Origin of the sequence: Actinomadura sp. NBRC 104425, assembly GCF_030269545.1 — a bacterium.
GTDB classification, from domain to species: Bacteria; Actinomycetota; Actinomycetes; order Streptosporangiales; family Streptosporangiaceae; genus Spirillospora; species Spirillospora keratinilytica.
In genome coordinates this window covers 94,479-113,222 of sequence record NZ_BSTN01000018.1, presented here as the reverse complement: position 1 = coordinate 113,222, position 18,744 = coordinate 94,479, and the positions used below count along the sequence as shown (strand labels likewise).

The following is an 18,744-nucleotide window of genomic DNA, read 5'->3' as shown; positions in this document are numbered from 1 at the left end:
GACCTGCGCTTCGGGCCCCGGACGGCCCGTCCGGACGCCCGGCAGGCCGCCGCGCGAACGCCCCGGGCATGGCCGGAAGCGGGCTGTAACGAATCTCACGCGCTGTCCGCGGCCCCGTGCGGCCGCCCCTTCGCCGCCCGCCCTCCGCCCGCCGCGGCGGCGCATCCGCCCAGATCGCGGGCTATGACCGGAGTGTGCACCTCTTGATCTCGGGCATCTTCTAAGTGAGAGGATGGGGACCGGCAGCCGAAGGAGGGGCAAAGGTTCTTTTTACAGCTGGTTGCCCCTACGATCCTCTGCGGACCGTTCCGGCACTTCAGGAGTACGACGTGCGCTTGCGTCTCACGCCGCGTGAGGACAGCTTCTACGACATGTTCGCCGACTCGGCGAACAACCTGGTCACCGGCGCCAGGCTGCTCGTGGAGCTCATCAGCGACGGCGCCGACCGGGAAGCGATCGCGGAGAAGCTGCGCGCCTGCGAGCACGCGGGCGACGAGTGTACTCACGCGATCATGCGCAGGTTGAACGAAACGTTCATCACGCCGTTCGACCGCGAGGACATCTACCGGCTGGCCTCCACCATCGACGATGTGATGGACGCCATGGAGGAGGCGGCCGACCTCGTCGTCCTCTACCAGCTCGACGAGCTGCCCAAGGGCATCGTGCACATGGTCGAGGTTTTGGAGCGGGCCGCCGAGCTGACCGCCGAGGCGATGCCGCGGCTGCGCTCGATGAAGGAGCTCAACGAGTACTGGATCGAGATCAACCGGCTGGAGAACCAGGGCGACCAGGTCTACCGCAAGCTGCTGGCCACCCTGTTCGGCGGCGAGTACGACCTGATGACGGTGATGAAGCTGAAGGAGGTCATCGACCGGCTGGAGGAGGCGGCCGACGCCTTCGAACACGTGGCCAACACCGTCGAGACCATCGCGGTCAAAGAATCATGAGCGCGGCCGGCAATCCGGGGGCGACGCTGGCCGCCAAGGACGCCAAGGACGCCAAGGACACCGCGCCGGGGGCCGCGCCGACGCTGGCCGAGCAGGCGCGCCGGGGGCCGCGCAGATTCTGGCTGGTGCTGCCGGTCGGAATCGTCGCGGTAATGCTGGCCGGGGCGCTCGGGCTGCGCCAGGACGCCCAGACGGCGGTGCTGGTGCTGGTCGTGGCCGTCGCGCTGGTCTTCGACTACACCAACGGGTTCCACGACGCGGCCAATGCCATCGCCACCTCCGTGTCGACGCGGGCGCTGACGCCGCGGGCCGCGCTGCTGATGGCCGCGGTCATGAACATGCTCGGCGCGCTGCTGGGCGTGGAGGTCGCCAAGACCGTCAGCGAGGTCATCACCCCGCCGACCGGCCTGCACGGCCTCACCGTGGTCGCCGCCGGGGTGCTCGGCGCGATCACCTGGAACCTGATCACCTGGTACTTCGGGTTGCCGTCGTCGTCCTCGCACGCCCTCATCGGCGGCGTGGTGGGCGCCGGGCTGGCCTCGGCGTCCTCGGTGAACTGGAGCAGCGTCGTCGAGAAGGTCGCCGTCCCGATGGTGGTGTCGCCGGTCGTCGGGTTCTGCCTGGCGTACCTGGTGATGGTGGCGATCCTGTGGATGTTCCGGCGGGCGCACCCCAGCCGGGTGGGGCGCCGCTTCCGCGTCGCCCAGTCGCTGTCGGCGGCGTCGATGGCGCTCGGGCACGGCCTGCAGGACGCCCAGAAGACCATGGGCATCATCGTGCTCGCGCTGGTCACCACCGGGCACCCCACCGGCGGCACGGTGCCGCTGTGGGTGATCGTCTCGTGTGCGGGGGCGCTGTCGCTGGGCACGTACGCGGGCGGCTGGCGGATCATGCGGACGCTGGGCCGCAAGGTGATCGAACTGGACCCGCCCAAGGGGTTCGCCGCCGAAGCGACGGCCTCAATGATCCTTTACGCGACCGCCTACATCTGGCACGCTCCAATCTCCACCACCCACACGATCACCTCGGCGATCATGGGGGTGGGTGCCACCAAGCGCCTGTCGGCGGTCCGCTGGGGCGTGGCGGGCAACATCGTCGCCGCCTGGGTGCTCACCATGCCGATGGCCGCCGCCGTGGCCGCCGTCGTCTACTGGCTCGTCCACTTCTTCGGCGCCTGATCCGCGGCGCCGCCACGCCTGTCGCGGGCGGGGCCGCCCGGTACCGGGCGGCCCCGCCCGTCCGGCTCACTGGCCGGAGATGCGGTCCAGCGCGGGCGGTGAGATGGGCGAGTTGTTCTCCAGGTACTTCTGGAAGGCGTCCAGGTCGATGGGGCCGAGCACGGGGCTGCTGTCCTCGGTGAAGACGGTGAAGCCGTCGCCGCCGCCGAGCAGGAAGTTGTTGGCCGCCACCTTGTAGGTCGCCGCCGGGTCCACCGGCTGCCCGTCCACCGTGATGTCGGAGACGCGGTCGCCGACCGGCTTGGACCGGTCGATGGTGAAGTGCAGCGTCGACGACGGCTGCAGGATCTTCTCGCCCGCCGACGTCCACTGCTGCTCCAGCAGCGCGTCCAGCTGCGCGCCGGTCAGCGACGCCACGCCCACGACGTTGTTGAACGGCTGCACGGCGAACGCCTCGCCATAGGTCACCACGCCGTCGCCCTCCGAGCCGGAGGCGGCATAGGTGAGGTCCGCGCGCACCCCGCCCGGGTTCATCACCGCGATCTGGGCGCCCTGGTCCCGCATCGCCGCCAGCTGCGCGTCGGCGATCACGTCGCCCAGGGCGGTCTCCCCGGCCGGGGACGGCGTGCGGGTGAGGTCGGCGGTGATCCGTCCGATCGGCTTGTCGGCGACCTCCGCCACCCGCTCCTTCCAGGTCTCGACGAACCGGTTGATCCCGGGGTCGGGCGGCACGTCCCGGGTGACGACGTGGTTGTCGCCCTTCAGCGTGGAGCGGACCACGTCGCCGGTGCGCCGGTCGACGCGGAAGTCGACCTGGGTGATCACCCGGCCGAACGACGAGCCCGAGGAGTACAGCCGCGGCCGGCCCTTGGGGTCGGCGATCTTGCACACGTACTGCTGGTGGGTGTGCCCGGCCAGGACGACGTCGATCTCGGGGTCGGCGTCGCGGGCGATGCGGGTGCCGGCGCCGGCCACCACGTCGCAGGAGTCGGGCCGCTGCCCGGACGGCACCTGGTCGCCCTCGTGGACGAGCAGCGCCATGGCGCGCACGCCGCGGCGCTTGAGCTCGGCCGCGGCCCGGTTGGCGGCGGCCACCTCGTCGTCGAACCGCAGCCCCTGGATGCCGGACGAGGTGACGATCGTCGGGGTGGTCTTGGTGACCACGCCGATGAACCCGACCTTCACCCCGTTGATCTTGCGGATCGTCCACGGCCTGATCGCGGGCTTGTTCGTCTTCTCCGACAGCACGTTGGCGCCGAGGTAGTCGTACTTGGCGCCCTTCCACCGGCCCGCGGGCGAGCAGCCGTCGACGGGGTGGCAGCCGCCGTTCTGGATGCGCAGCAGCTCCTGGTAGCCCTCGTCGAACTCGTGGTTGCCGACGGCCGAGGCGGTCACGCCGACCTTGCCGAGGAACTCCACCGACGGCTCGTCGTGGTAGGCGGCCGACAGCAGCGGAGAGGCGCCGATCAGATCGCCCTGCGCGACGGTGACGGTGTTGCGGTCGGCCAGGCGCTTGAGGTGCGTGGCGACGTACGCGGCGCCGCCCGCGGGGACGGACGCGCCGTGCTCGTCCACCGCCGTGCCCGAGCTCCCCGAGGGCGGCTCCAGGTTGCCGTGGAAGTCGTTGAGCGCGAGCAGCCGCACCGGGGCCGTGGGGCCGTGCGGGCCGGTGGCTGCGGCGGGCTGCGCCGCCACGCCCACGGCCAGGCCCGCCAGTGCGCAGGCCAGGGTGATTCGTCGTCTGATCATGCGGGCACCGTAAGCCAGCCGGACGAACGGGCATAGGCAACCCCAATGACGTTTGCGTGACGGTTTCGTCAGGGCGGGGGTGCCCGGCCGGACCATCCCGTATGCCGCATAACCTGTGATCATGAGCGGTGTGGCGGTGCGGCGGACGCTTTCGGAACCGGAGATTGCCGAGGTCGCGGCGCTGGTGGCCGCGGCCGAAAAGCACGACGGCGTGGGGCCGCTGTCCGAGCACGCGCGCCTGTGGCTGCGCCGCGCTCACGAAGGCCCGGGCCGGTCGCGCGCCTTGACGGTCACGGCCTCCGGCGCCGTCGTCGCCTACGCGCACCTGGACCCGGCCACCGACGAGGAGCAGGCGTCCGCCGAACTGGTCGTCCACCCGGACCACCGGCGGCGCGGCCACGGCCGGGCGCTGCTGCGGGCGCTGTGCCGGGAGGCCGGCGACGGACTGCGCGTGTGGGCCCACGGCGACCTGCCCGCCGCGGCGGCCCTGGCCCGGTCCGAGGGCCTGGCGCGGGTGCGCGCGCTGTTCCAGATGCGCCGCCCCGCCGCCGACCCGCTGCCCGAGCCGCGCCTGGCCGAGGGCGTGCGGCTGCGCACGTTCCAGCCCGGCCGCGACGAGCGGGACTGGCTGCGGGTGAACGCCCGCGCCTTCGCCGACCACCCCGAGCAGGGCGCCTGGACGCTGGACGACGTGCTCCAGCGCGAGCGCGAGCCGTGGTTCGACCCGGCCGGCTTCTTCCTGGCCGAGCGCGGCGGCGCGCTCGCCGGATTCCACTGGACGAAGATCCACCCGGACGGCGTCGGCGAGGTGTACGTCGTGGGCGTCGACCCCGCCGCGCAGGGCCTCGGCCTCGGCCGCGCCCTCACCCTGGCGGGCCTGCACCACCTGCGGGAACGCGGCGTTCCCGAGATCATGCTGTACGTCGACGAGGCCAACACGGCGGCGGTGCGGCTGTATGAGTCGCTCGGCTTCACCCGTCGCGCCGTCGACGTCATGTACGGCGTCGCACAGCCCGGCGCATAAGGCGTCCCTTACGGCACGGGGCCCGCCGCCGCGGCCGAACGTAACCTGCGATGTTAACCCGCTGTCCATACCTAGGCGAGACAGTCTTTTTGACGTTGCCTGACCTGGTTCACCCTCCGTTCACCTTCTCCAGGGGGGTTGGTCACCTCCTCTGCCTAACTTCTCACCCGACGGTGACCCCATGAGCCCAGACAGACCGCCGGACCCGGCTGTCGGACGGGGTGGGTTGGTCGGGTGTGACCAGGACGGGGCGCCGCCCGACGACTAAGAGGAGATTGACCGGTGAAGAACGGTTCTCGGTTGGCCGCCTTGGGCGGTGTGGTGGTCGCCGGGGCTCTCGCCCTGAGCGCCTGCGGCAGTGACGACAACACTACCGCCACTGCCAGCAACGCACCCACCGGAAACATCGACTGCGCCACCGGCATGGTCAACGCGGCCGGGTCCAGCGCGCAGAAGAACGCCATGGACGAGTGGGTCAAGCAGTACACGGCCAAGTGCTCGGGCACCCAGCTCAACTACAACCCCAACGGTTCGGGCGCGGGCATCAAGGCCTTCACCGACGGGCAGGTCGCCTTCGCCGGGTCCGACTCGGCGCTCAAGCCCGAAGAGGTCACCGCCGCCAAGCAGCGCTGCCAGGGCAGCAACGCCGTCAACCTGCCGATGGTGGTCGGCCCCATCGCGGTGGTCTACAACCTTGAAGGTGTTGACGGCCTGCAGCTGTCGCCGGAGACGGTCGCCGGCATCTTCACCGGCAAGATCAAGAAGTGGAACGACCAGGCGATCGCCAAGGAGAACTCCGGCGCCAAGCTGCCCGACACCGACATCAAGCCGGTGTACCGGTCGGACGAGTCCGGCACCACGGAGAACTTCACCAAGTACCTCAAGGCGACCGCGCCGGACGTGTGGACCGCCGAGCCCGCCAAGAAGTGGCCGTCCATCGGCGCCGGGCAGGGCGCGGCCAAGTCCGACGGCGTGAGCGGCCAGGTCAAGAGCACCGCCGGGACGATCTCCTACGTCGAAATGTCCTACGCGGACAACCTGAAGCTGCAGACCGCCAAGATCAAGAACGGTGCGGGCGAGTACGTCGAGCTGTCGGCCGACAGCGCGTCCAAGGCCCTGGCCGGCGCCAAGCAGGTCGGCACCGGCAACGACGTCGCCCTGGAGCTCGACTACGCCACCAAGACGGCGGGCGCCTACCCGATCGTCCTGGTGACCTACGAGATCGCCTGTGAGAAGGGCCTGCCGGCCGAGCAGGCGAAGTTCGTCAAGTCCTTCCTCAGCTACACCTCCAGCGCCGACGGCCAGAAGGTGCTGACCAGCGTGGGCTACGCGCCGGTCCCGCAGGAAGTGCTGAGCAAGGTGCAGGCGAGCGTGAAGGCCCTGTCCTGAGACAGGAACTCCGGTGACCGCAGCCCCGCCGCCGAGCACCTCGGCGGCGGGGCACGCCTGGGTTCCGCCCCGTCAGTGAAGGAGGACCCCCGTGACCACCGACACGGGCGTGAAGAGCGCCGCCGCGGTCCAGAGCCCGGTGCGCGGCGCGGCCATGAGCACCGGACGCGCCGGTGACAAGATCTTTGTCTCGGCCGCACGGGGTTCGGGGATCCTCGTGCTGGCCATCATGGCGGCCATCGCCGTCTTCCTGATCTGGAGGGCGATCCCCGCGCTGCAGAAGAACGAGGCCAATTTCCTCACCAGCGAGCAGTGGGACCCCAACGGGACCCCGGCCCGGTTCGGCATCGCCCAGCTGGCGTTCGGCACGGTGGTCTCCTCGCTGCTGGCGCTGCTCATGGCGACGCCGGTGGCGATCGGCATCGCGCTGTTCATCTCCTACTACGCGCCGCGGTCCGTGGCGGGCCCCCTGGGCTACCTGGTGGACCTGCTGGCCGCCGTGCCCAGCATCGTGTACGGGCTGTGGGGGCTGCTGGTGCTGGCCCCGCACATGGAGGGCGTCAGCTCGTTCCTCAACTCCGCGCTCGGCTGGATCCCGCTGTTCGGCGGCGACAACCCGGGCAAGAACTCGATCTTCACCGCGTCCGTGGTGCTGGCGATCATGATCCTGCCGATCATCTCGTCCATCTCCCGCGAGGTGTTCCTGCAGGTGCCGCGGGCGCATGTGGAGGCGGCGCTGGCGCTCGGCGCCACCCGCTGGGAGATGATCCGGCTGGCGGTGCTGCCGTACGGCCGGTCCGGCATGATCGGCGCCTCCATGCTGGGCCTCGGCCGCGCCATGGGCGAGACGATCGCCGTGGCCATGGTGCTGACGTTCGTGCCCGGCATCAACTGGCACATCCTGGAGGACGGCGGCACCACCTTCGCCGCCAACATCGCCAACAGCTTCGCCGAGGCCACCGAGACCGGCCGGGGCGCGCTGATCGCCTCCGGTCTGGTGCTCTTCGTGATCACGCTGATCGTCAACATGGCGGCGCGGGCCGTCGTCGCCCGGCGCAAGGAGTTCGTGTGACCACCCTGACCAAGCCCACCGACGACCTGCCGCCCGCGGCCCGCGGCTCCCTCGGTTCGGTCTCCGCCGCGCGCAAGCTCAAGGACCGCCTCGTCCAGATCCTGGTCTACATCGCCTTCGCGCTGGCCGTCGTGCCGCTGGTGTCGGTGCTGTGGACCGTTCTCACCAACGGCCTCGGCCGCCTGGACGCCACCTTCCTGCAGTTCTCCATGAACGGCGTCGGCGGCCGCGACGAGGGCGGCGGCGCCTACCACGCCATCCTCGGCACCCTGGAGCAGGTCGCCATCACCAGCGTGATCGCGGTGCCGATCGCCGTGCTGACCGCCGTCTACCTGGTCGAGTACGGCGGCAACGGCCGGCTGGCCCGCGCGGTCAGCTTCTTCGTGGACGTCATGACCGGCATCCCGTCCATCGTGGCCGGCCTGTTCGTGCTGGCGCTGTGGCTGCTGACGTTCGGGTTCACCTACTCGGGGTTCGCCGGGTCGCTGGCGCTGACCATCCTGATGATCCCCACGGTGGTGCGGGCCACCGAGGAGATGCTCAAGCTGGTGCCGAACGACCTGCGCGAGGCGTCCTACGCCCTCGGCGTGCCGCGCTGGCGCACGGTCTGCTTCGTGGTGCTGCCCACCGCGCTGACCGGGATCATCACCGGCGTCATGCTGGCCGTCGCCCGGGTGATGGGGGAGACCGCCCCGCTGCTGCTGACGATCTTCTTCACCAAGGCGATCAACGCCAACCCGTTCGAGGGGCCGCAGGCCGCGCTGCCCACCTTCATCTGGGAGCAGGCCGGCGACCCCAACCAGGCGTCCATCGACCGGGCGTGGACCGGGGCCCTGGTGCTGATTCTGCTGATCATGCTGTTCAACCTGGGCGCGCGGCTGGTGGCGCGGTTCTTCCGGCCGGTGAGCCGCTGACCGTCCCGCGACGAGCCGACCGCGAGGCGACCGCACTGTGCGCCCCGCACCGTGAGACCCGCACCCGCACAGTAGGACCCGATAGGAGCGAATCCCCCATGGCCAAGCGGATCGAAGTGTCCGGACTGCACGCCTACTACGGCGGCGTCCACGCCATCGCGGACATCTCGATGACCATCGAGCCGCGCTCGGTGACGGCCTTCATCGGGCCCTCGGGCTGCGGCAAGTCCACGTTCCTGCGCACCCTCAACCGGATGCACGAGGTCATCCCCGGCGCCCGCGTCGAGGGCAAGGTGATGCTGGACGACGAGGACCTGTACGGCCCCGGCGTGGACCCGGTGGCGGTGCGGCGCGTGGTCGGCATGGTGTTCCAGCGCCCCAACCCGTTCCCCACCATGTCGATCTACGACAACGTGGCCGCCGGGCTGAAGCTGAACGGGGTGCGCCGCAAGAGCCGGCTCGACGACATCGTCGAGGAGTCGCTCAAGGGCGCCAACCTGTGGAACGAGGTCAAGGACCGGCTGAACAAGCCCGGTGCGGGCCTGTCCGGCGGTCAGCAGCAGCGGCTGTGCATCGCCCGCGCCATCGCCGTGCAGCCGCAGGTGCTGCTCATGGACGAGCCGTGCTCGGCGCTGGACCCGATCTCCACCCTGGCCGTCGAAGACCTGATCGCCAAGCTGAAGAGCCAGTACACGATCGTCATTGTGACGCACAACATGCAGCAGGCCGCCCGGGTCAGCGACCGCACCGCGTTCTTCAACATCGCCGGCATCGGCAAGCCCGGCAAGCTCGTCGAGATCGGCGACACCAGCAAGATCTTCACCAAGCCCGAGCAGAAGGCCACCGAGGAGTACATCACCGGCCGCTTCGGCTGAGACCGCGCGGCGGGGCTAGGCGCGGCGCGGGCCCGATGCCTGTGCGGCGCGGGCCGACGCGCGCGGGGCGGGCGTCGGCGCCGTGGGGTGGGCGGGCCCCGGGCGGCGGCGTGCTGGAGCGCAACACGTGGTGGGGCGACTCGTAGGACGACTCGTGGGATGACTCCGCCGCCTGGCCAGGCGGCCCACCACGTGCGGGGTTTTGGCGCGTTCCCGAAGAGAGCGGCGCAAGGCGCTCAGGAGGGGACCGGGGCGCTTTCCTCCTGCTCGCCCGGACGGTGGTCGGGGACGAACCGGTACCCGACGTTGCGCACCGTTCCGATCAGCGACTCGTACTCGGTGCCGAGCTTGGCGCGCAGCCGCCGCACGTGCACGTCCACCGTCCGCGTGCCGCCGAAGTAGTCGTACCCCCATACCTCCTGCAGGAGCTGAGCGCGCGTGAAGACCCGCCCGGGGTGCTGGGCGAGGTACTTGAGCAGCTCGAACTCCTTGAAGGTCAGGTCCAGGACCCGGCCGCGCAGCCGCGCGGTGTAGGTGGCCTCGTCGATGGTCAGCTCCCCGCTGCGGATCTCCCCGGGGACGTCGTCGGCCTCGGCCGCGGCCGCCGCCCGGCCCACCGCCAGCCGCAGCCGCGCCTCCACCTCGGCGGGGCCCGCCGTCTGCAGCAGCACGTCGTCCAGCCCCCACTCGGGGCTCAGCGCGGCCAGGCCGCCCTCGGTGACGATCGCCAGCAGGGGGCAGTCCAGCCCGGTCGTCCGCAGCAGCCGGCACAGGCTCTTGGCCTGCACGAGGTCGCGGCGGGCGTCAACGATCACCACATCGGCCGGGGGAGCGTCGATCAGCGCGGCCCCCTCCGCGGGGGCGACGCGCACCGAGTGCAACAGCAGCCCCAGTGCGGGCAGGACCTCGTCGGAGGGTTCCAACGCGTTGGTCAGCAGGAGCAGGTTGCTCAAGTGCCGCCTCCTCGCCCATAAAAACGATGAAGGATCCAGGCTCGCGTCCTTCGTCCGGCCCGGTCGCCGGTCCGAAGGCGGGGTGACCATGGAGGGTGTTCTCGCGAACTCCCCCGGCCCCATCGCCCTGGATCCCTAACACCCGAGCATATCCCAGGCGACCTGCCGGGCAACGGGGCGGATCTGCGCCCACCCCGCCGGACCGCATCCGGCCGCCGGTGGGAACATCGTGGAGGGAACGCTTTCCCTTTCCTCTGCGGACTCTCAGCGGCTGGTGACGATGGCCAAGGGAACGATCAGGTACTGGGCGGCGGCGAAGGCGGCGGCCGGGGCGGAGCAGGAGCCCTACGACGCGCAGACCCTGGCCGAGGCGCTCGCCGCGGCGGCCGGACGGGACGGGCGCGGCGAGGACTTCCGGCGCGTGCTCGCACGCAGTTCGTTCCTCATCGACGGCGACCCCGTCGGCACCCGCCCCCACGACGCGGTGGCGCTGCCCGAGGGCGGGGTCGTCGAGGTGCTCCCGCCCTTCGCGGGCGGCTGACGCCCGCCGCCGGGGCGCATGCCGCCGGACCCGCGCATAGTGCCGAATTCGTACGGACATTTCCCCGATGTCATCCCGCAAGGCGACTCGGCGGACCCCGCGCGCACGGCACTATCGTGAGGCGACCGTCGCCGGCGGCAGATCCGAACCTGCGAGGGCCCGAGGAGAGGCATGCGCAAGCTACTGGTGGTGTTGGTCTTCCTGGCCGTGGTGGTGGGCGTGCTCGGCCTCATCGCCGACCCGATCGCCCGCAACCGGGCCGAGAACGAGATCGGCAGGCAGGTGGCGGCGCAGTACGACCTGTCGACCCAGCCCGAGGTCACCTTCCACGGCTTCTCCTTCCTGCTGCAGGCCGTCCAGGGCGAGTACGAGGGCATCGACGTCGACCTCGGCCGCTGGACCGAGCAGGGGGTCACCGTGCACGACGTCAAGGTCGAGATGCGCGGGGTGGACGCGCCGCTGTCGGAGATCGCCAAGGGGGCGGGCGCCGACGTCACCGCCCGGACCGCGACGGCCTCGGCCGTGGTGCCCTACGACGTGATCAAAAAGCAGGCGCCCCAGGAGGTGCGGAGCATCGCGCAGCGCGGCGACGACCTGGAGGTGGAGCTGGCCGGATCGATCGCGGGCATCCCGCTGTCGGGCAGCGCCGTGGTCGAGGTCAAGGCCACGTCCCGGGGGATCGCCATCACGCCGGTGTCGGTCGGCGCCTCCGGCGGCCTGCAGATCCCGCTGACGCTGATGCGGCAGCGGCTCACCTGGACGGTGCCCGTCACCGACCTGCCCGTCGGCTCCCGGATCAGCCGGGTCGAGCCGACGCCGGACGGTCTGCGCGTGGCCGCGACCGCCGAGAACGTCCACCTCAACGACCTGCCGAAGACGTGACGGCGGACGATCTGCGGCCCGGTTGAACCGATGGGGAAGCCCGGACGTGATGAGGGTGTGGGTCCCACAGCGGATGAGGGGCTGCTGCGCGCCCTGTACAGCGAGCACGGCGGCCCCCTCCTCGGTTACGTGCTGCGGCTGACCGGCGGGGACCGCCCGCAGGCCGAGGACGTCGTCCAGGAGACGCTGCTGCGCGCCTGGCGAAATCCGGAGGCGCTGGTGGGACGTCCCGTGCGGCCCTGGCTGTTCACGGTCGCGCGCAACCTGGTGGTGGACGCCCACCGCGCCCGGCGCGCGCGTCCGCCCGAGACCGGCATCGACGAGCAGGTCACCGCCACCGCCGGGTCGGACGACATCGACCGGGCGCTGGAGTCGTGGACGGTGGCCGAGGCCCTGGCCGACCTCAGCCCGTCGCACCGGGCCGTGCTCGTGGAGACCTACTACCGGGGCCGGTCGGTCGCCGAGGCGGCCAAGGCGCTCGGCGTCCCGCCCGGCACCGTCAAATCCCGTACCTACTACGCGTTGCGGGCGCTCAAACTCGCATTGGAGGAGCGGGGGTTGGCGCCATGAACGAGTGCGCGCAGGTGCGCACGGCGCTCGGCGTGTACGTCGTCGGCGCGATCGACGCCGCCGAACGCAGTCGGCTGGAGCAGCACCTGGACGCCTGCCCGGCCTGCCGTGACGAGCTGGCCGGGCTGGCCGGGCTGCCCGCGCTGCTCGGCCGGGTCGACGAGGCGCAGATCCGGCAGGTCGCGGAGCCGCCGCCCGAACTGCTCGACTCGCTGCTGGCCCGCGCCGCCGAGCAGAAGCGCTCCCGCCGGTTCGGGGGCGGTGTGGGGCGGCTGCGGTGGGCGCCGCTGGCGGCGGCGTGCGTGCTGTTCCTGATGGGGGTGCTGTTCGGCGGGCTGGTGCGGCCGTTCGGGGACGGCGGGCGCCCCGCGGCCACCCGGACCGTTACGGCCGACCCCCAGCCGCAGGTGGCCCCTGCGGAACGGCTGGACGCCTCCGACCCGCGTACACGCATCGACGCCTACGTGATGCTCTACAAGAAGCAGTGGGGCACCAAGGTCGAGCTGTACCTGTCCGGGGCTCCGCGCGGGGAGCACTGCAAGTGGTACGCGGTGGCCCGGGACGGGCAACGCGACCCCTTGGGTAGCTGGTACGTCCCTTACAGCAAGGGCTACGGCCGGTACGACGGGTCCACGATGTTCCAGCGCGACCAGATCTTCTCGTTCGAGATCATGACGGTGCAGGGGCGGCCGCTGCTGACCGTCCGCGGATGAGCGGCGACCGGTGTCCGTGGTCGCGCTCGCCTGCCGGGACGGCGCTGACCTGCGCCGAGATGATTGTCACTGTCTCGCAAGCCGAGACAGATGTGACAGAGCGCCGATCGTCGGCTTACCATCGGCTCGTGCGTTATCGGACGGAGCAGCTGCTCACCAAGCGTCGCGCGGTCGACTTCTGCCGCGTGACCACCGCGCTCTGTCGTATGGCCTGAGGCATCGAGCCCGTTTTCCGCCCCGAGCCCCATTCGATCTCGTCGAACCCGCCGTACGCACGCCTCCTCTCCGCCAGGAGCACCCCGGATGCAGGTTGACCCGCGCGGGCAGCGTTGGGCCGCGGCCGTCACGACGGTGGTCCCCGGTACGATGCCGGCGACCCAAAGCCGGTGGCCGCTCGCCGGCCGGCCGGCAGGGTTCGCGATCGCAGCAGTCCAGGGGGCGCGCCACGCCTCGGGCAGGCCGCTTGCAAAGATGCAGGCACGGCCTCGGCCGGACGCGCCGCGGGAACCGCAGGCCGCCGGTCCGCACGGGTCCGCACAGGCCGGGTACGCCTGCCGGTACGCGCGCCCGCACGCCAAGGGGCCAGGATGGCTCGGCAACGGTGCCATCGCCATCGCGCCGGGTAAGGGGTTGCCGAACGCGGCGTTCGGGTTCTGCCTCCGCGAGATGTACTTGCTGACCCGCCGTTCCACTCCAAAGATCCGCTCCGACAGGGAGGTTCCCGCATGAGCCGCTCCGACGTCCTCGTGGACGCCGACTGGGTCGAGGCCCACCTCGACGACCCCGGCCTGGTTCTGGTCGAGGTCGACGAGGACGTGTCCGCCTACGACAAGGGCCACATCCGCGGCGCCATCAAGATCGACTGGAAGACCGAGCTGCAGGACCCGGTCCGCCGCGACTTCGTGGACAAGACCGGCTTCGAGCAGCTGCTGTCGGCCAAGGGGATCGCCAACGACGACCTGGTGATCCTCTACGGCGGCAACAACAACTGGTTCGCCGCCTACGCCTACTGGTACTTCAAGCTGTACGGCCACGAGAAGGTCAAGCTGCTGGACGGCGGCCGCAAGAAGTGGGAGCTGGACTCCCGCGAGCTGGTCACCGAGGTCCCGTCGCGTCCGGCCACCGAGTACAAGGCCAAGGACCAGGACCTGGCCATCCGCGCCTTCCGCGACGAGGTCGTCGACGCCATCGGCAGCAAGAACCTGATCGACGTCCGCTCGCCCGACGAGTTCAGCGGCAAGCTGCTGGCCCCCGCTCACCTGCCGCAGGAGCAGGCGCAGCGGGCCGGGCACGTGCCGACCGCGCGCAACATCCCGTGGTCGAAGGCGGCCAACGACGACGGCACCTTCAAGTCCGACGAGGAGCTGCGCCGGCTCTACACCGAGGCCGGGGTGGACCTGTCCAAGCCCACCATCGCCTACTGCCGCATCGGTGAGCGCTCGTCGCACACCTGGTTCGCCCTGCACGAGCTGCTGGGCCTGTCGGACGTGAAGAACTACGACGGCTCCTGGACCGAGTACGGCTCGCTGGTCGGCGTGCCGATCGAGCTCGGCGAGGCCAAGTAACACCCGGCCGGGCAGTACGCGCCCGACCGAGACAGCAAGGCCGCGCCCGACGGCCGAGACCCGCCAAAGCCGCCCGGCGGCCGTGCCCGCCGTGTCCCGGAGATGTGGAGGAACAAATGACCACCCAGGGCTGCGCAGCGCCCGCGCAGACGGCGCATCTGCCCGCTACCGTCGACCTGTCCAACGAGGCTGTCATCCAGGGCAAGGTGACCCGTGACGGCGCCCCCGTGAGCAGCGCCTACGCCCGGCTGCTGGACTCGACGGGCGAGTTCACCGCCGAGGTCGTCACCGGTGACGAGGGAGTGTTCCGCTTCTTCGCCGCCGACGGCGACTGGACCGTCCGCGTGCTGGCCGCGGGCGGGGTGAGCGTCGACACCACCGTCACCGCCAAGACCGGCGAGGTCGCCGCCGTCGAGGTCGCCATCTGACCTGAGGCGATCGGCAAACGACCAGCGGACCCCGGCACCCGTCGTGCGGGCGCCGGGGTCCGTCGCGTCTCACGTGCGGTTGCCGCCGGGAGGCTGCTGCGGAGGGGAGTAGGGCTGCTGCGCGCCGGGCTGGGGCGCGCCGGGCTGGGGCGCGCCGGGCTGGGGCTGCGGGAACGCGGCCCCGCCGGGAGCGCCGGAAGAGCCGGGGAACGCCACGGAAACCCCCTTGTCGGACGGGCCCCGGTTCGCGCCGAACGCCACGGCGCACGCCGCCAGGGTGAGCGCGGCGAACCCGCAGGTGAGGGTGAAGGTCATCCCTATCTTGACATTGGCCTCGCGGTCGGCGACCTGGCCCCGCTGGATGATTTCCGCCTGGGCGTAGCAGCCCATGTCGGCGTCGCGGCCCGTCCCGCAGTTCGCTGAGGCGTTGATCTGGCTGGTGCCGCTGGAAAGGGTGGCGAAGGTGAAGACCACGCACAGCGCGAGGGCGAGGAACGCCAGAACCGCGAAAACGGTCACCGCTGGACTCTTCGGGGGAGCGTTCATGCCCAGGCAGATTACCGACGGCGAAAACCCGTATCACCTGCTATTTGTGTAGCATTCACGGAATGCCTGGACTATCGGCGCGTTCACCGCTCGTTCTGCCGTTGGCGACGATCAGGCTCGCCGGGCGCTTCGCCCTGCCGCTGGCGCTGTGGTGCACCGTGGGCGAACTGCTGCGGTACGGGGCGATGTACGGCGGCTACCGGCTGGGCCAGCTGAAGGGCACCGCGGCCACCGTGGCGCCGCTGGTGACCGTCAGCCTGCTGGTCATGATCTCCCTGACGGTCACGGTGGCGATGATCCACTGCGTCCGGGAGGGCCTGGACGCGGTGCATGCCCGCGAACCGGGCGGCGACCTCACCCCCTGGGCCGTGGGCAACCGCGAGACGGCGCTGGAGGCGCTGGGCCGCGCCGTCCTGCCGTTCATGGTGTTCTACCTGGGCTGGGGCCTGCACAGCCGGGACGCCCGCGAGTTCGCCGACATGGCGCAGAGCCGCGGCTTCGCCGAGGGCGGCATCACCGGCCAGATCGAGGGCCTCGGCATGCTCATCACCCTCGAACGGCACGTGACGCTGGCGGTGGCCCTCACCGCCGGGTTCTTCGTGCTGAAGGTGGGTTTCGAATGGCTGGCCCGGGAGCGGCTGGGCGCCCCCGGCGCCGTTCTGCTGGCCTTCCTGGAGATCAACTTCGCGCTTTTCGGCATTTTCACCGTGGACCATCTGCGCCGCGAGGCGGGCGAGTGGATGACCGACCGGCGGGCGTGGGGCTGGGTCGAGCAGGCCGCCGGCGGCGGTCTGGACCTGTGGCCATCGTTCAAGCATGCCGTGCTCGGCTCGCTGATCTGGCTGGTGCTCGCCGGGGTGGTGCTGGGCCTGGACACCGGGGACGAGCGGGTCGTGCTCGGCCGCAGCGCCGCGGCCCGGCGGCTGGCCCGCGCCGGCGACCTGGACCGGACCGGCAGCCCGCGGGAGATTCCACCCGCGGCATCCGGGAGATGTGGCTGCCCGCCTGGTACGGGCTGCGGCTGGTGCGCCGGTCGGGCGTGGTGCCGTTCGGCCTGTTCTGCGCGCTGTTCATGGGTTTGGACGTCGCCGAGCGGCTGGCCCGGCGGCAGATCTACGAACTGATCGGCCCGCACTCGGCGGCCTGGTGGGTGCCCCGCCTCACGCTGATCGGCTTCGGTACCGCCCTGGTCTTCCAGATTCTGCGGATCTGCCTGCTGGCGGCGGCGTTCAACCTGGTCGTGGCAAGGGTCACGATGCGAACCGCAGCGAAGGCAGCGGTTCCTTCGGCCGGTATGTCGTCGGCGGCCGCACCTCAAGCGTCACCGTCTGCGCCTTGGAGCGGGGCAGCACCCCCTTGACGGTGAGCAGCGCGATGGCGCCCGCGCGCGGCGTGGACGACGGCACCGCGGTGGCCGACCAGATGTGCCCTTCGCCGTCGCGCAGCCGGTAGGACATCCCGAACGAGCCGACGGTCTTGGCGCCCGCCTGGGTGAGCGGTTTGATCGCCACGACCATCCGCACCTCCGCCACGTCCGGGTCCGGGTTGAGCGGCGCCCGGGCGACCGTCCGCCGGACGAACAGCCAGCGGGTGTCGGCGAGCACGCCGACCTTGCCCTTGGCCACCGTGGTCGGTTTCTCGGGCCGCTCCAGTCGCTGCTGGATGTTGCGGGTGTCGTCCAGCCAGTGCAGCCCGACCAGGGCCGGCAGCAGTGTCACCAGGGCCATCGCCTCGAGGAACCGCCGATCCCCGGGGCGCATCCGCCGCCGCGGTGCCGCCGCGTCCGCGGCGTCGTCCGCGGCGTCGTCCGCGGGGCCGTCCCGCTCGGGTGCCGGGTCGCCGGACGCCCGGTGCTCGTCGTGTTCCCGGCGCTCCGGCTCCCGGACGGGATGCGCGCCGGTCCCGTCCGGGAGCCCCGTCTCGCGCGAGGGCGGCCGGGCCGCCGACTGCGCCCGCTCGTTGCGCGCCGTCCTGCTGTAGCGGCCCACGGCGGGCAGCCCGCGCCCCTGCGGCCGGGTGCTGCCGGGCCGCTCGGAGCCCGGATCGGGACGGGCGGGCGGCGGAGCATCGCGCCCGCCCGCGTCCTGCCGGAACCGGTCGCCGGGATCGTGGAAAGGTGCCCGGTGGGTCATGACGTCGCAGCCCGCAGGTCGTAGTTCTCCGCGGCGCGGCGGATGAGGTCGGCGGCGCGGGACCGGGTCAGCCCCAGGTCGATCTCGGCGGCGGCCGACAGCTGGGGCAGCAGCCCGCCCTCGCCGACCACCAGCCGCGCGCCCGCCAGCCGCCGCGGCGGCAGCTCGAACACGAACGCGGTCTCGTCCCAGATCAGCGGCTGGAACGTCGGATCGGGCCCGAGCGACACCGACGGCCGCGGGTCCTTGCGGAAGACGTAGCCGCCGGGGGTCTCCAACTGCGCCGTCTGCAGCCGCAGCGGCTCGCGCTTGCTCGTCGCCCGCGCGTGGACGATCAAAAAGACGCCCTCGGTGCGCACCGGCGGTCTGGTGCGCGGCGTGGCGGACGCCAGCGAGCGGGCGGCGGCCACCCGCTGCACCTGGACGCTGAACCGCGGATTGGTGACGATCTGGCCGATGCGGCCGGTGTCGCGGATCGGGTCGAGCTGCCGCGACTCCACCTCGGGCGTCAGGTCGTACAGCCACATCGCCGCGGCGAGCAGTGCGGTGCCGACGAGCGCGGCGCCGCCCTGGACGAGCAGTCTGCCCGTGTTCATGACCGCCCCACCGGCAGGGTGAGCCGTCCGGCCAGGCCCGCGTCGTCGTCGGTCTCCACCCGCCACTGGAACGAGGTGTCGGTGAACCCGGTGCCGTACTTCCACTTGCGCAGGCCCACGGTGAACGTGGCGGGGGTCTCCTGCGGCCCGAGCTGCCAGCGCACCGCCGCCTCGACGGGCAGCCCCGGTTGGACGGCGTCGGTGGCCGAGCCCGCGGCGGTGCCCGCCACGTCCTCGGGCTTGACCCATTTGCCCTTGGCTGTGCGCGCCGCGACCCCCTGGCCGAACCCGCTGAGCCCCAGCGAGGCCGTCTCCTTGCCCTTGTTCACCACCCGCATGCGCACTTCGAGTCGCCGCTGCGGCGTGGTGCCGAACGGCGGTTCGACGTTGACGATGCGCGCGTCGTGCACGGTGACGTCGAACCATCCCTGGTTGATCGGCCGGCCCGGCGCCTTCAGCGGCTCCTGCGGCGCCTCGCGGAGCCCGCCGGTCAGCCACAGCACCGGCGCCAGGACCGCCGCCGCGCCCGCCGCCGACACGGGCACGAGCCGGCGCGACCGCGCGGGCGGTGTCGTCGACGTGGAGGCTCGCACGCGCCAGATGCTAACGGCGGCTGCCGACAGGCGGCAGGCCGAGGTCCGTCACCGCCCCGTCCGGACCTCGTGCGGCG

General features: G+C 71.6%; 22 protein-coding genes. 16 read left to right on the top strand and 6 right to left on the bottom strand.

What is annotated here, in order from left to right; all coding sequences use genetic code 11:
- Positions 1-329 precede the first annotated feature (329 nt).
- The gene (locus QSK22_RS24160) at positions 330-947 is read left to right on the top strand and encodes a DUF47 domain-containing protein (RefSeq protein WP_285496626.1); all 618 of its coding nucleotides are present in this window, start codon (positions 330-332) and stop codon (positions 945-947) included.
- Positions 948-1,099: 152 nt separating this feature from the next.
- Complete coding sequence (locus QSK22_RS24155; protein ID WP_285496649.1) at positions 1,100-2,125, top strand: inorganic phosphate transporter; 1,026 nt, start codon at positions 1,100-1,102, stop codon at positions 2,123-2,125.
- A gap of 66 nt (positions 2,126-2,191) precedes the next feature.
- On the opposite strand, the gene QSK22_RS24150 is transcribed toward QSK22_RS24155, so the two are convergent.
- The gene (locus QSK22_RS24150; RefSeq protein WP_285496625.1) at positions 2,192-3,874 is read right to left on the bottom strand and encodes a bifunctional metallophosphatase/5'-nucleotidase; all 1,683 of its coding nucleotides are present in this window, start codon (positions 3,872-3,874) and stop codon (positions 2,192-2,194) included.
- Positions 3,875-3,995: 121 nt separating this feature from the next.
- On the opposite strand from QSK22_RS24150, the gene mshD reads away from it, so the two are divergent.
- From mshD to pstB, 5 genes are all read left to right on the top strand, one after another.
- Positions 3,996-4,898 (top strand): mycothiol synthase, encoded by a 903-nt coding sequence (gene mshD, locus QSK22_RS24145; protein WP_285496624.1) that lies wholly within the window; start codon positions 3,996-3,998, stop codon positions 4,896-4,898.
- Positions 4,899-5,180: 282 nt separating this feature from the next.
- A complete protein-coding gene (gene pstS / locus QSK22_RS24140) occupies positions 5,181-6,287 on the top strand; it encodes a phosphate ABC transporter substrate-binding protein PstS (protein WP_285496623.1) in 1,107 nt (368 codons plus the stop codon).
- 91 nt (positions 6,288-6,378) lie between these two features.
- Entirely contained in the window at positions 6,379-7,359 is a 981-nt protein-coding gene (pstC, locus tag QSK22_RS24135; RefSeq protein WP_502872359.1) for a phosphate ABC transporter permease subunit PstC, read from the top strand.
- A 5-nt stretch (positions 7,360-7,364) separates the two neighbouring features.
- Positions 7,365-8,273 carry a phosphate ABC transporter permease PstA gene (gene pstA, locus QSK22_RS24130; protein ID WP_285496646.1) on the top strand — a complete coding sequence of 303 codons (909 nt, stop codon included), beginning with the start codon at positions 7,365-7,367 and terminating at the stop codon, positions 8,271-8,273.
- 98 nt (positions 8,274-8,371) lie between these two features.
- Positions 8,372-9,148 carry a phosphate ABC transporter ATP-binding protein PstB gene (gene pstB, locus QSK22_RS24125; protein WP_285496622.1) on the top strand — a complete coding sequence of 259 codons (777 nt, stop codon included), beginning with the start codon at positions 8,372-8,374 and terminating at the stop codon, positions 9,146-9,148.
- Positions 9,149-9,384: 236 nt separating this feature from the next.
- Here pstB and QSK22_RS24120 read toward each other — a convergent pair whose 3' ends face one another.
- Positions 9,385-10,101 (bottom strand): winged helix-turn-helix transcriptional regulator, encoded by a 717-nt coding sequence (locus tag QSK22_RS24120; protein ID WP_285496621.1) that lies wholly within the window; start codon positions 10,099-10,101, stop codon positions 9,385-9,387.
- Positions 10,102-10,381: 280 nt separating this feature from the next.
- Here QSK22_RS24120 and QSK22_RS24115 point away from each other — a divergent pair, with 280 nt between their 5' ends.
- The 8 genes from QSK22_RS24115 to QSK22_RS24080 all read left to right on the top strand — a co-directional run bounded on the left by QSK22_RS24115 (position 10,382) and on the right by QSK22_RS24080 (position 14,800).
- Entirely contained in the window at positions 10,382-10,642 is a 261-nt protein-coding gene (locus QSK22_RS24115) for a MoaD/ThiS family protein (protein ID WP_285496620.1), read from the top strand.
- Positions 10,643-10,813: 171 nt separating this feature from the next.
- Positions 10,814-11,524 (top strand): LmeA family phospholipid-binding protein, encoded by a 711-nt coding sequence (locus tag QSK22_RS24110; protein ID WP_285496619.1) that lies wholly within the window; start codon positions 10,814-10,816, stop codon positions 11,522-11,524.
- 30 nt (positions 11,525-11,554) lie between these two features.
- Positions 11,555-12,094, top strand: coding sequence for a sigma-70 family RNA polymerase sigma factor (locus QSK22_RS24105; protein ID WP_285496618.1), 540 nt, complete (start codon positions 11,555-11,557; stop codon positions 12,092-12,094).
- Positions 12,091-12,807, top strand: coding sequence for an anti-sigma factor family protein (locus tag QSK22_RS24100; RefSeq protein ID WP_285496617.1), 717 nt, complete (start codon positions 12,091-12,093; stop codon positions 12,805-12,807). Before QSK22_RS24105 ends, QSK22_RS24100 begins: the two co-directional genes overlap by 4 nt.
- Positions 12,804-13,022: a putative leader peptide gene (locus QSK22_RS24095; RefSeq protein WP_285496616.1), complete on the top strand. Its 219-nt coding sequence runs from the start codon at positions 12,804-12,806 to the stop codon at positions 13,020-13,022. The genes QSK22_RS24100 and QSK22_RS24095 overlap by 4 nt, the downstream gene beginning before the upstream one ends.
- Before the next feature lie 88 nt (positions 13,023-13,110).
- Positions 13,111-13,536 carry a DUF4395 family protein gene (locus QSK22_RS24090; RefSeq protein WP_285496615.1) on the top strand — a complete coding sequence of 142 codons (426 nt, stop codon included), beginning with the start codon at positions 13,111-13,113 and terminating at the stop codon, positions 13,534-13,536.
- Positions 13,533-14,372 (top strand): sulfurtransferase, encoded by an 840-nt coding sequence (locus QSK22_RS24085; protein ID WP_285496614.1) that lies wholly within the window; start codon positions 13,533-13,535, stop codon positions 14,370-14,372. Before QSK22_RS24090 ends, QSK22_RS24085 begins: the two co-directional genes overlap by 4 nt.
- 116 nt (positions 14,373-14,488) lie before the next feature.
- Complete coding sequence (locus QSK22_RS24080; protein WP_285496613.1) at positions 14,489-14,800, top strand: DUF1416 domain-containing protein; 312 nt, start codon at positions 14,489-14,491, stop codon at positions 14,798-14,800.
- Positions 14,801-14,869: 69 nt separating this feature from the next.
- Here the strand turns inward: QSK22_RS24080 and QSK22_RS24075 are convergent, their stop codons facing one another.
- On the bottom strand, positions 14,870-15,319 hold the full coding sequence (locus tag QSK22_RS24075) for a hypothetical protein (RefSeq protein WP_285496612.1): 450 nt from the start codon (positions 15,317-15,319) through the stop codon (positions 14,870-14,872).
- A 128-nt stretch (positions 15,320-15,447) separates the two neighbouring features.
- Here QSK22_RS24075 and QSK22_RS24070 point away from each other — a divergent pair, with 128 nt between their 5' ends.
- The gene (locus tag QSK22_RS24070) at positions 15,448-16,470 is read left to right on the top strand and encodes a hypothetical protein (RefSeq protein WP_285496611.1); all 1,023 of its coding nucleotides are present in this window, start codon (positions 15,448-15,450) and stop codon (positions 16,468-16,470) included.
- 126 nt (positions 16,471-16,596) lie between these two features.
- On the opposite strand, the gene QSK22_RS24065 is transcribed toward QSK22_RS24070, so the two are convergent.
- Genes QSK22_RS24065 through QSK22_RS24055 form a run of 3 tightly spaced genes read right to left on the bottom strand, consistent with a single transcriptional unit; the run spans position 16,597 to position 18,667 of the window.
- Positions 16,597-17,478: a hypothetical protein gene (locus tag QSK22_RS24065; protein WP_285496610.1), complete on the bottom strand. Its 882-nt coding sequence runs from the start codon at positions 17,476-17,478 to the stop codon at positions 16,597-16,599.
- Entirely contained in the window at positions 17,475-18,074 is a 600-nt protein-coding gene (locus tag QSK22_RS24060; protein WP_285496609.1) for a hypothetical protein, read from the bottom strand. The genes QSK22_RS24065 and QSK22_RS24060 overlap by 4 nt, the downstream gene beginning before the upstream one ends.
- Positions 18,071-18,667 carry a hypothetical protein gene (locus QSK22_RS24055; RefSeq protein WP_285496608.1) on the bottom strand — a complete coding sequence of 199 codons (597 nt, stop codon included), beginning with the start codon at positions 18,665-18,667 and terminating at the stop codon, positions 18,071-18,073. The genes QSK22_RS24060 and QSK22_RS24055 overlap by 4 nt, the downstream gene beginning before the upstream one ends.
- Positions 18,668-18,744 lie beyond the last annotated feature (77 nt).